Genomic DNA, 12,653 nt, shown 5'->3' with positions numbered 1-12,653 from the left:
AGTCAACATTCTGTCTATATGCCGATGGTATATCTCCTCAAATGCGGACTTATCCCCCTGCTTTAACAGAAAAACTAACTCAGCTTCTTTATGTTGATTTGGCTTCCTCACCCTAACCTTTTATATGATATCTTTCGTACTTTTTTAATTGACAGGCCTAAAATTAAAAATAATATCCATTTGTTCTCTATCCGACAATGGATTCCTCATGCATAATTTTTCCGTCAACATCTCGGTGGTGGAAACTAATTTTAGGACTGCCTGATGACCTATCCACTTGGATAGACAAAAAACCTCCTATTAAATTAAGGTATTGGTGTTCGGGACGAACATCTTCAGCATCCCATCCTTGGACGTGAAAATCACTTACCGGTCCGGAGCCAAACTCCATCAATCCCGTCTCTAAATCCTTGGAAACGTATTGCCAATGCCTGTCTCCATTGACAACAAACATATTTTTCTTCTCTGATAAGTATTGCCTAAGCCAATCCCCTTCATTTTTAAAATTACTATTGGCGTGATTGTCTTTCTTACCATCCCTATCCGGCCCCACTACCGGGGTTGCTGTAAATAGCAACTTGAAAGTTGCATCGGATGCATCTACAGATTTTGTAAACCATTCAATTTGTTCTTTGCCCCAGATACTTTTTTCACTCCCGTCTTCCATATCATTCCTAGACCTGTATTCTCTTCCTTCTACCATCCATAATTGCAGGTCTTTACCCCAGCGAACTGTACGGTAAGGTTTGTCTTCTATTGGAACATTTTCATACCAAAGTTTTACCCCCTCCTCAAAGGTCAAATCTCCAAAGGGCCCTTTGCCTTTATAGGCATCGTCTTTCAAAACATCATGATCATCCTTTATCATGAAAATAGGTACTTTCTTGAAAAAGTCCCTTAAAGAAGGCCAGCTATTCATCGCATGCCATTTGTGACGGGCTTTCTCTATATTTTTAGCCAAGGGACCCGGCTTGTCATAATATAAATAATCACCTGTATGTACAAAAAAGTCAGGTTTTAGCTTGGCCATGCTGTCATAAGTATGGAACCCTCTTCTTTTGTCATCAAAACTCCAAAAATACTGACAAGTAGAAGTGGTTAATAGGACCGGTACCGCCTCACTATCACCGGGGGCAGTCGAAAAGGAACCTTTCTCCTTGGTCACCTTCGCTTCATCCAATGCCTTGGCTTCCCATAATATTATATAATCTTTGTTTTCCTTAAGCCCTGTAACACGAATTTTAACGGTAAAATCATTGTCCGATGTGGCTTTCTCCCAAGGCGAAGTGAAAATAGTTCTCCCTTTTTTATCTTTTATTATTACCCTTACTTCACCTTCTACTCCTGCCACTGCCCCATCCATTTTACTTACTTCCTGATTTTCATCAAAATCAATGGGGTGTCTAAAAACTTTCTCTTTACGTTCATGTCTCACCGGATTGGGAACAGCTTGAGCACACAATCTCGTCCATAGCATGCATTGGTTTTTCCCAACTTCTGAGACTTTAAATCCATTGGTAAAGTAGGGTCCTTTGGTATTTAAATTAAAAGTTGTCGGACCGGCTTTGGTAACAACTTTTGGGCTTAAAGTAAAAGTCACAAGTCCGGCAAGGACTTTTTTGACAAAACTTCGTCTTCTATTCAAATTCATATTTTATTGATTATTTTTATGGGGTTGCCACCAAATATAAAATTTTAGATCTACTTTATTAATAGGTTGACCTAACTCAATCTTATTGCCTTAAACAAACCAACTCTAAGCTAAAAACCATTTTTGCTTGATAAAACTAATTTTAACTCAACACTTCCCTACCATTTTCTATGCTGCCAAAAGTATCGATAGAATGACTCCCTTTGTCTTTTCTCCAGTTCCAAGTAACATTGTGCGCTATTGATTCTCTATTCCCATCCTATGAAAAGGGTACATGGAGATGCCTGTTAAAAATAGCTTATTTCTAATAAAGAAAAAAAGCCTCTCGTTCTATTACGAGAGGCTCTTGTCCAAGTGGATTAATACCCCGGATTTTGCACAAACTCGCCAGGATTACTCGCCCTGTCAATCTGTGTTTGAGGAATAGGTCTCACCAAATGCATTTCTTTTATATTGGGATTGGCATCCAGGTTATATTCCCTAACCCTTTCGAGTAAAGTACCAGTCCTTTTCAGATCATACCAGCGGTGCTTCTCTCCTACCAATTCTCTTGCCCGTTCTTCCAAAATAAAATCCAAATTAATGTCATTGGCATCAACCAACATTTCTGCTTCTTTTCCGGGTATAGCAGCCCTGGATCTTAACACATTCATATAATCAGCCGCAGCTCCTGCTTCTCCTTGTCTCCAGGCAGCCTCACTGGCTATCAGATACATTTCTGCCAATCTTACCACAGGAAAATCCCTACGTCCTGCTGTTTCATTGGTACTCGGACGCAGTGGGTCTAAAAACTTCAATAAGGAAGGATAATTTCTTCTCTGGTTTGTTCCAATTTCTTGGTAGGCATTCACATCTCCTATCCAATTTCCTTTGTAATCAATGATCCAATAGGGAGCAGCCATTTTGACTTCATCCGGAACAGGTTCCATGACTATATGAATCGCTGTATCTCCGGGGTTTACCTGGTGTCCATTGATTTCAGCGGAGATATTGGCATACCAAACGGTTTTAAATGAGCCGTTCCAACGTGCATCAATATCCCTATCGTATAGACTAAACAAGTAATTTGTCGGCAAAAATCGCTGAAAAGGTCGGCCATTTTCGACATCTCTAACCATGGCCGGATTGAAGGTGTAATCAAAGATAAATTCCTTGTTGGTATCGTTATTGATATCCCACAAGTCAGCATAAGGGGTAACCAGTTCAAAATCATAGTTCGTGATCACATTGGAGGCCAAGGCCTCGGCAGCTGCCCAATTACCTAATGTCAAGTGGACCCGTGCTAAAATGGCTTCGGCGGCTCCTTTAAAAGCCCTACCCTGTTCCCCTGCACTTGGCGGTAAATTTTCCACAGCAAATTCTAGATCCGGAAGTATACCGTTTTCATAAATGGTGGCTGCAGGGGTTTTATTGGCCTCTGTTTCCACACCTTTTGTCTCTTCCAAAGTAAAATGCACATCCCCCCACTGCTGTACCAAGTGGAAATAGTAAAGGGCACGCAGAAACCGAGCCTCTGCTTCCACTTCCTTCCTTCGCTCCTCAGAAATTCCCGTGACATCAGGGATTTTGCTCACTACGGTATTGCATTGGTTTACCCCCACATAAAGGGCATTCCAAACATTGGTTACCGTGGAATTAGTACCTAGAAAATTTGAAGAATAGTTATTGATATCAGGATTATTGGCAATTCCCCCAAACCCATTGGTAAAAATATCAGTACCGGTAACCGTTAAGAAAAACCCGTTTTGCTGCCCATAAAACCTTCTTAGGGTTGTATAGGATGCTTTTAGCCCATCTTCAATTCCTCTCTCTGTTACATAATAACTATCAGAGGTTGCCAAACTAACAGGGTCTTCCGTCAATATTTCATTACACGAACTTATTGACAAGCCCAAAATGAAACTAATTATAAAATGAGAATATTTCATGTTTTCGTCAATTAAAATTTCAAATTAATTCCAAAAATATAGGAGGCTGTGGTGAGAGGACTACCTCCACCAACATTGCCATTGGAAGTTTCCGGATCCACTGTTTTATAAGGAGAAAATATAAATGCATTATTAACTGTAGAGTAAATCCTTGCTGAGGTTAAACCCAATTTTTTAATCCATACGGGATCAAAATTATATCCTAATGCAATGTTTCTTATTTTAATATAAGAACCATCAAAATACCTAACTGCAGAGGCATACAATGGTGCTTCACCGGCATTTGGTCTAGGAATCGCATTGGTAGGATTATCGACGGTCCAATAATCCATGGTTATCGCATTGTATCTGCCTTGCCAGTTGTTGCCTCCCAAATTATGGTAACCACTATTCAGCATTTGGCCCATTCTGGCGTGCACGAGTACCGACAAGTCAAAGCTTTTATAGCTAAATCTATTGGTCAATCCTCCGGACCAGCTAGGTACGGTGGAACCCAAGACTTTTCGGTCGTCTGAATTAATATTCCCATCGGGCTGCTTGTTAAGTTCACCGTCTTCCCCTCTTCCATTTACATCATTGATGCGGATATCACCTGGTTGCTGCCCATAATCTGCGGCTAAATCTGCCTCATCCATTTGCCAGATGCCCCCTTGTTCAAAATTATAAAACACATTAATGGGCTCACCAATAAACCAGCTGTTTCCTACATCATCACTGTCTCCATCAAAAAGCTCTGTAATTTGTTCTTTGTTTGAAAACACATTCATGTTCACATCCCATCTTAGGCCTGTAGGTTGATTGATTAGGTTTGCATTCACAGACAATTCCCAACCTGAATTCCTAGTACTTCCTATATTTTGCAGTACAGAGTTATAACCTGAAGTGATAGGCAGTAATCTGTTCAGCAATAAATTACTGGTATTGGTAATATAATATTCCAGACTCCCATTAACTCGGTCTTCAAACAAGCCATAATCAAGACCTAAATTCATGGTTTTTGAAATCTCCCATTTCAAATCTGGATTTGGAATTAAATTATTGGCATAACCAAAGGCAGCAGTAGACCCAAAAACATATGTGGTTCTTTCCAGTCCACCGAGGGTCTGATAAGCAGAAATGGCAGTATTGCCCACTTCACCATATCCACCTCTAACCTTTAAAAAGGAAATTTTAGACCCCTGCATTAATTCTTCTTCAGATAAAATATAACCTGCAGAAAAGGCGGGGAAAAAGGCCCACTTATTACCTTCTGCTAACCTTGAAGATCCATCAGCTCTACCTGTAAGGGTAAACAGAAATTTGTCATCAAAGCGGTAATTAGCCCTTCCCATATAGGAGGTGAGTCCCCATTCTCCTAGAGAGCTACCAATTCCTGTAATGGTCGAAGAACTGCCCAGGTCATAAAACAAGGATTTTTCTATAGGAATGTCTTGTCCTGATAGGGATGAAGTTTCAAATCTGCTAGACTGTACCGAAAATAATCCTACAAGGTTCAAAGCATGTTTTCCAAAACTTTTATCATAGGTAAGGATGTTTTCTTGAGTATAGGCAAAATCCATTTGGTTATTTATAGACCCTGAGTTAATGTTGCCATCCAACATACCTCCGTACCTACCTCTTCTGGCTAGATTGAAGTCTGGACCATAATTTACTCTGAGTTTTAAATTGTCATTGAATTGGTATTCTGCATATAAATTGGCAAAAATCCTATGTCCTCTGGTTTCATCGACATATTGGTAAGGTTGATAATTTAACAAAGGGTTGGACAATAGCCCCTCCCTAGGATTGGGAAAAGCCAGAAAATTACCTTCATCATCAAATGGCCCTACAAGTGGGGAATAGCCAATGGAATTTGAGAAGGGTGCACTTGACATTTGATTCCTTTCACTTAAACTTACCGTGGCACTAAGGCCCATTTTGAGTTTATCTGTTAATTTTGATTCAAGATTAACCCTTATGGCTGTTCTTTCGAAATCAGTACCCGGTATATAACCATCTTCTTTGAAAAAAGAGCCCGAAACATAATAATTTACTTTGTCCGTTCCCCCACTTACAGATACCTGATGATCTTGTTGACTGCCAGTTCTTAGGGCTAAATCAAGCCAGTTGGTAAATCTACCCGCTTGTAAATTCTCAATTTCTAAGGGTGCAAGAAAATTACTGTCGAATGATGAATCATCTCCATCGTGTCCCCTTGCAATTCTTGAATAGGCCGCAAAGGCATTTCCATCCATTAAATTCAGGTCTTCAATCGGTTGTTTAACACCATAATAGCCATCATAGCTAATGACCGCCTTACCCGTTTTACCTTTCTTTGTGGTAATTAAGACCACGCCATTTGCCCCTCTTGACCCATAAATGGCCACAGAACTTGCATCTTTTAAAACCTCCATAGATGCGATATCATTGGGGTTAAAATCATTGATATTCGCATTGGTAGGAATTCCATCAATCACATAGAGCGGTTCATTACTTGCATTAATCGATCGATTGCCTCGAATTCTAATTTGAACAGGAGAACCGGGGGATCCATTGGCCCTTACGATGTCTACACCGGCAAGTCTACCTTGGGATTGTTCCAAAAAATTGCCTGCGGGGGTTTCTTTAAGGTCTTCACTTGTAACAGAAGAAATAGCACCCGTCAAATCACTTTTTCGCTGGGTACCATAGCCCACCACTACCACTTCTTCAAGGGAAGAGGTATCCTCGATTAGGGTTATGTTTAATTCTGTTTGATTGCCAACAGTCACTTCCACAGATTCAAAGCCAATAAAGGATATCCGAATAACTTGACCGGGAGAAGCATCTAAAGTGAATTTACCGTCTATATCTGTAACGGTTCCGGTATTGGTTCCTACTACAATAACTGTTGCACCGGGAATGGGGGAATTGTTTTGATCTACTACTGTTCCACTGATGGATGCCGGAATGGTAAGATCATTAATAGTAGTCTCAATTTTAAAAGATGAATTGAGACTAGGGATTGTTGCATAGGCACTTGCCTGAAAATGTGTGTACAATAAAGACACAGCAAACACAGACAGCCATACCAACTGGTAGCTTGTAATTTTTTTTCTCATGGGTTTATTGTTTTGAATGAATAACTAAGTGGCTTTTAAAAAGAGTTTGTACTTACTCCTTTATTAAAATCCAATAATTTGACTTTACATTTACAATTGAATTTTTAATTTTTAGTTAATAAAATAGATTTTTCACCCCATAATTTATAAAAAAACTAATATAATATTATACTATATAATACCAATGGTTATTATTATTAAATAATCGGAATTATTTCATACCTATTGCAGGAGCTATTCTAAACAGTATAAGGTCAACTAGAGAATTTTTTATTTAATGGAGCCTAAATTTCAAGGTGCCAATTCACTTTTATGAATGGTTTTTTCATAGATAATATTACCTGCTTCTCCCACCAAACGAAAAACTACGGAGGGATCTTTACCAGAAGGAAGATAGGTGAATTCTCCAAAAGCAAATTGTCCATCAATCCCGTAGAGTTGGGTATCCCAGGTTGGATCTATGGCGGGTGGACCAACTCTCGCTCCTAAACTTGCAGCTTCAAATTCATAAAAACCGAAATCAGATTTTCTTGGAATTCTAAAGCCTCTGGCCCCATGTCTATCTCCAGAAATAAGCAGGACACCATTGATTTTATTCTCTTCGATAAAACTAAATAGCTCTTCTCTTCCTTCGGGGTCATTTACGCCCCATGAATCTTTGCCATTGGACACATAATCACTCCACATAGATCCACAAGACAGAATAATAAAAGGCCCTTCACAATCCAATAATTGTTCTTTAAGCCAATCCATCTGCTGAGGGCCTAAAAATGAGCCTTTTTCTCCGGTCCTAAAATAACGATTGTCTGTCATGATGATATCAAACGGACCTATTCTATCTCTCGTAAATATCCCCTCTTGAATAGCTTCATCCCCATAGGATTGGTTGACCCAAGAATGCTTGAATACTTCTCTGACACCACTACGCCCTTTTTCTGAGTACCCTTCAGGTATACCGGCCTTGTCGTTATCAAAATAGTCGTGGTCATCCCAGGAAGCATAAACGGGAGTTTGAGCAACAAAGCCCTGCCTGGTAAAAAATCTCTTAATAAATAATCAGCTCTGTGCATTCCCAAATGATCATTTCTATCCTGAACAGCAATGTCACCTAAAAACAGCATTGCTTGGTTACCTCTCTCTTGGATCTGCTCCAACAAAGTATGGTTTCCTAAGCCCCAGCGGTGCGGACAGGAACCAAAGGCTATTTTTACTTCTTCACCTTGATTAACATCCGGCAAAGTGGCAATGCTTTGTTTCAGCTCCGGTAAAACTTCCTCTCCATTGATTATGATTTTGTAAGTATACCGACTGGAAGGTTTCAATCCTGTTATCTCTACAAGGCCTGCCAAATCAGTTGCTGTAGAGGTATACACCGGACCGTAAATAAAATTACCTTCCTTCCCTTCAACCTTTACCTCCACTTTTGCAGGACTTAAAGTCCTTACCCAAACAGAAGCACTTGTTGGTTTGATTTGACCAAGCATAGGGCCTGCTAAAATCTTTCGATTTTGGTCTTGAGCTAATTTTTTAAAGGCTTCGGACTTCATTAGTTCTGAATAATCAGCCTGTTTTTCGGCCGACAAAACTTTGTAAGCCTCTTCATACAGTTTTTTATCGGCCTCTTTGGTAGTTCCCCAAAAGGAAAGGATGTCTCGATTGTCTGTTAATTTATTCATCGAGTGCCCTTGTTCACCAAAATCCTGTGCCATCACAGTGAAAGACAAGAGTAGAAACAAAATAAGGCTTTTTGACAAAGCTTTAATCAGAAGGTGACCATTCATTTGGCTTGCAAAGTTATAGGTAGCGTATCTTGACATTTATTTTTGAAATTTATGCATTTTAATTCTCAAATTCTTCTTGATTCATAACATTTCCTTTAACATCATAATGGGTGAAATCAATTTTAGGCTTGCCTGCTTCACGGAATACTTTGATGCCCAAAAACCCACCTTTAACTCTCAAAAACTGATGTTCCGGCCTTTTATCTTCCTGGGACCAGCCTCCTGATTGTGCATCGGATACCGGCCCCGCCCCAAACTCCCTCAATCCTGTGGCATCATCTATGGAAAAATACTGCCAATGTCTGTCCCCATTGACCACAAAAACACTCTTTTTACCGGATAGAAACCCTCTTAACCAATTGCCTTCTTCTTCAAATAGATTATTGGCATGATTGTCTCGTTTTTTCTCTCTGTCAGGTCCTACTACAGGGGTGGGAGAAAACAAGATTTTAAAAGTGGCATCAGAACTTTCTATGGTATCTATAAACCAATTCTTTTGCTCATCCCCCCAAATTGTTCTAGGTTTTCCTTCCGGTATTTCTTTAGGACTTCGGTATTCCCTACCCTCCACAAGCCAAATCTGTAAATCCTTACCCCACATAATCACCTGTATGAACGAAAAAATCCGGCTTTAACTTTGCCATGGCATCATAAGTTTGGAAACCCCGCTCGGCATCATCATAATTCCAGAAATATTGGCAGGTGGAAGTGGTAAGGTTTACCGGCTTAACCTCTTCTGCATCATAAGCAGTCTTAAAACTACCTGGCACAGTCGACTTATCTGAACCATCTTCTGACATGGCCTCTAATTCAATGGAATAACGTTCACCTGCTTTAAGCTTTGACAAAGGTATTTGGGCGGTAAAATCATCAATCGAGTCAGTTTCATACCAATCTGATATTAATGTTTCCCCCATTGTCTTGTATTTTATTCTAACCTTTCCTTTTGCCCCTGCAATGGCCCCATCCATATTCTTTACCGGCTGGTTTTCATCAAAATCAACAGGATAGTAATTATTGGCTTTAGGCTTTGTTTTGGCCTTTTTATGTGTAATTGGTTTCGATTTTTCACTATGGCTGAGCCTGGTCCAAACAATGGCTTCCGTGGCTGATACTTCCGTCACTTTAAAGCCATTCGGGAAATACAGCTTCCCTTTGCTTTTGTTCAAGCCAAATGGGTTTCCCTTAGCAATCAAGGGTTTCACCTTCCCCACAAAAAAGGAGAATAGGAGGAAACTAAACTTCCCTAAAAAGGATCTTCTTTTTGACACTTTCATATTAATTAAATTATGTGTTTCAATATTCGCTTACTATGGCTTTTCCCTGAACCGGAAATAGAAAATCTATTTCGTACTGAAATCAATTATAACAGTCCTTGAGAAAGCTCAAGAAATTCAATTCCAAAATCCGGGTTGAAGTGTGATAAACACCAATGGAAATAGCCGGTATTATTGCCTCAATTGGACAATAATACCGACTTAGGATTGATCAGTACTGTTTCAGCCTAAGAATTGATGGATCAATAGCCCGGGTTTTGACCTAAATCCGCTTCAATATTTTTTTCAATTTCATTGAAAGGTATGGGCCATAAATTATTGTGACTTTGGTACAAATCTCCTACCCATGGATTCTTGGCTTTGGTCCATTCCACCAATTTACCTAATCTGGTAAGTGTTAGCAAGCGAAAGGATTCATAATGCAATTCACGCAAGCGCTCATCCAATAAATAGTCAATGTCTAAATCTTCAGGACTTAGGGCCGGGGCCTGAGCCCTACTCCTTACCGTATTTACATCTGCAGCAGCATTTTCCTTATCCCCCATCCCAAGGTAGGCTTCTGCTCTTAACAAATAAGTTTCTGCCAAGCGAATGACATACCTGTCTCTAAAAGTTCTTTTGGCTGAATTGGTAAGTGAGCCGGGAACAGTCTGATCGTTATGGTACAATTCCGTTGGGTGTTGACCGACGACGGAAGCTTTTGCAAATACCGGAAAGAAATTCCTTGTGGTATCATTTACAGAACTTAGGGCTATGGGTACATTGTCTTTGAAAACCCATTTTCCATTGTGATCTGAGCTTGGATTATTAACAATAAAATCCCTTACAATATTGTACTCCGAATTCCTCATGTCTTGATCATAGCCACTTTTCCTCCAAATATTGTCATACAAATAACGGGTAGGGCTCATGAATCCTGATCCTCTGCCGTAATAATTGGTATTAGGATAAGGGATCAATGGGTGAACGGAGCCATCATTATTGGCTATTTTGGCTTGCCAAAGCCTTGGAATTACTGTCCTTTCCAGTTGGAAACCATCATTTCCTCCGGGAACATTAAATTCGTACTGCAATACCCAAATGGCTTCTGTATTTCCTGACATTCGGTTTTGGTTTCCTTGTCTGAATAAGTCCCAGTAAACATCCCCTCCTAAGGTAGGATGATCCACCATTGAGCCAAACCTTTCGGTCATCAATGCAGTTTGGGGATGATCAATAACTTGTGAAGCTGCATCCACGGCCTCCTGCCACCTACCCAAAGAAATATAAACCTCAGACAATAAATGGTAAGCTGCCAGTTTATTGATTCTGGAATTGTCCACATCATCCACATCAGGTAATTCTTGGGCAGCCAATAATAAATCAGCAGCACTTTGTTCATACACCTCAGCTCTGCTGGAACGAACAAAGTCTCTTCTTGGTGAAGTTACTTCCTCCAAAACTATGGGAACATCTCCATAAAGGTTGGCCAACATTTTGTACATATAACCTCTAAAAAAGGCAGCTTCAGCTTGCGTGCGTTTCTTTTGTTCGGCGGTTAATTGGCTCTGAGGACCTTCGGATCTGCCTATGATTACATTGACATCATAGATAATGCGATAAGCAGGTTTCCACATGGCTCCATACACCAGACTTGTATTGGTGGGAAGTAGCAATGATCCTCCCCAATCCGGTCTTGTTCCAAAGTTCTTATGGGCATATACCATGTCCGTACCATCCCAGGAAATGGCAGGAAAACGGTTTTGATTATCACTTGAAAAAAATTCATTTCTTACCTGTGCATACAGGTTTAGCACTGCAGCATCAAAATCATTGACGGTAACATAAGCAATTTCCGGAGAAAGAAAATCCTTAGGAACCTCCTCCAAAAAACTATCCTCATTACAACCAATAACAAGAAGGCATACGATTAATATTAGGAATTTATTTTTTATCGTTTTCATACTTTTTAAATTTAATGGCCAAAAAATCATTAAAACCCAAGGTTTAACCCCATGGAATAGCCCTTAAGTACGGGCCTTCCTGTTCGGTTAATATTTTGCCCGGTTTCAGGATCCCAGCCGGGCCATTTGGTAAGGGTATACAAGTTTTTGCCACTCACAAATACCTTAAGGTTTTGAATTTTTAACTTATTCAATAATTCCCTAGGAAAATTATAAGCCAGTGAAACATCCTGAAGTCTTACAAAACTTCTAGGGATGTACCTGGTACCAGCTATTCCACTGGAAATATTAATATTGGGGCGCTCATAAATTGCATCGGTATTTTCCGGCGTCCAATAATCCAAGCCCAAAGGAAAGTCATTGTTGAAGTGATTTTCCTGATTGATGATTTGCCAACTATTGATATTGTCCATCCCTAAATACCTTGAATTGCCACCTTGAATAGAATTGATAAAAAGTCTAAAGGTCCAATTTTTATAGTTAAGGGTATTGTTGATACTAAAGCGGAAGGAAGGCTCTTCGTAACCAATGATGCTACGATCTGCCGGATCAATTTCTCCATCTCCATTGATATCCACGACCTTGTAGGCCCCCAGATCAGAGTAAACAGGAATTTCTTCATTTAGCTGCCATAACCCATTGATGGAATAATCAAAGATCGCATCCAAAGGATATCCGATAAACAATCCTTCAGAAACCAAATCATCCTCTACCCCATCACCATCAAGGTCAAAACCCAGCAATTCTCTGAGTTCGTTCCTGTTTCTTGAAAACATAAAAGTACTTTCCCAAGTCAAATCATTTTTCCTAATATTGGCAGTGGTGATGGCTATATCCAGCCCTTGGTTATGAATTCGGCCGAGGTTATCCGGAAAAGTTTCAAACCTACTGATGCCGGGTATGTCTACCTGATACAATAAGTCGGTGGTCTCGTTGTTGTAATAATCGATAGATCCACTGATCCTATTTCCAAGAATTGCAAAATCAACCCCT

General features: G+C 39.9%; 7 protein-coding genes and 1 pseudogene. All 8 read right to left on the bottom strand.

Translation table 11 applies throughout. The features are described from left to right. Positions 1-187: 187 nt before the first annotated feature. Positions 188-1,651 (bottom strand): alkaline phosphatase D family protein, encoded by a 1,464-nt coding sequence (locus tag AAC037_RS08230; RefSeq protein ID WP_339902529.1) that lies wholly within the window; start codon positions 1,649-1,651, stop codon positions 188-190. Between the two features lie 359 nt (positions 1,652-2,010). After that, complete coding sequence (locus AAC037_RS08225; protein ID WP_339902528.1) at positions 2,011-3,579, bottom strand: RagB/SusD family nutrient uptake outer membrane protein; 1,569 nt, start codon at positions 3,577-3,579, stop codon at positions 2,011-2,013. Between the two features lie 11 nt (positions 3,580-3,590). After that, positions 3,591-6,659: a TonB-dependent receptor gene (locus AAC037_RS08220; RefSeq protein ID WP_339902527.1), complete on the bottom strand. Its 3,069-nt coding sequence runs from the start codon at positions 6,657-6,659 to the stop codon at positions 3,591-3,593. 291 nt (positions 6,660-6,950) lie between these two features. Beyond that, the gene (locus AAC037_RS08215; RefSeq protein ID WP_339902530.1) at positions 6,951-7,709 is read right to left on the bottom strand and encodes an alkaline phosphatase D family protein; all 759 of its coding nucleotides are present in this window, start codon (positions 7,707-7,709) and stop codon (positions 6,951-6,953) included. Positions 7,710-8,498: 789 nt separating this feature from the next. Then, positions 8,499-9,041 carry an alkaline phosphatase D family protein gene (locus tag AAC037_RS08210; RefSeq protein WP_339902526.1) on the bottom strand — a complete coding sequence of 181 codons (543 nt, stop codon included), beginning with the start codon at positions 9,039-9,041 and terminating at the stop codon, positions 8,499-8,501. Continuing rightward, positions 9,031-9,717, bottom strand: coding sequence for a hypothetical protein (locus AAC037_RS08205; protein ID WP_339902525.1), 687 nt, complete (start codon positions 9,715-9,717; stop codon positions 9,031-9,033). Before AAC037_RS08205 ends, AAC037_RS08210 begins: the two co-directional genes overlap by 11 nt. Positions 9,718-9,959: 242 nt before the next feature. Beyond that, positions 9,960-11,660 (bottom strand): RagB/SusD family nutrient uptake outer membrane protein, encoded by a 1,701-nt coding sequence (locus AAC037_RS08200; RefSeq protein WP_339902524.1) that lies wholly within the window; start codon positions 11,658-11,660, stop codon positions 9,960-9,962. 29 nt (positions 11,661-11,689) lie between these two features. Next, positions 11,690-12,653 (bottom strand): annotated as a pseudogene (locus AAC037_RS08195) (SusC/RagA family TonB-linked outer membrane protein); the annotation flags it as partial.

Origin of the sequence: uncultured Cyclobacterium sp. (genome assembly GCF_963976465.1) — a bacterium.
Lineage (GTDB): Bacteria > Bacteroidota > Bacteroidia > Cytophagales > Cyclobacteriaceae > Cyclobacterium.
The sequence above is the reverse complement of the archived record's forward strand: the minus strand, read 5'-3'. Positions and strand labels throughout refer to the sequence as shown.

What these genes read in the sequence shown, in the direction of transcription:
- AAC037_RS08230 (WP_339902529.1), bottom strand. Translation starts at nt 1,651, where the DNA reads ATGAATTTGAATAGAAGACGAAGTTTTGTCAAAAAAGTCCTTGCCGGA.
- AAC037_RS08225 (WP_339902528.1), bottom strand. Translation starts at nt 3,579, where the DNA reads ATGAAATATTCTCATTTTATAATTAGTTTCATTTTGGGCTTGTCAATA.
- AAC037_RS08220 (WP_339902527.1), bottom strand. Translation starts at nt 6,659, where the DNA reads ATGAGAAAAAAAATTACAAGCTACCAGTTGGTATGGCTGTCTGTGTTT.
- AAC037_RS08210 (WP_339902526.1), bottom strand. Translation starts at nt 9,041, where the DNA reads ATGTGGGGTAAGGATTTACAGATTTGGCTTGTGGAGGGTAGGGAATAC.
- AAC037_RS08205 (WP_339902525.1), bottom strand. Translation starts at nt 9,717, where the DNA reads ATGAAAGTGTCAAAAAGAAGATCCTTTTTAGGGAAGTTTAGTTTCCTC.
- AAC037_RS08200 (WP_339902524.1), bottom strand. Translation starts at nt 11,660, where the DNA reads ATGAAAACGATAAAAAATAAATTCCTAATATTAATCGTATGCCTTCTT.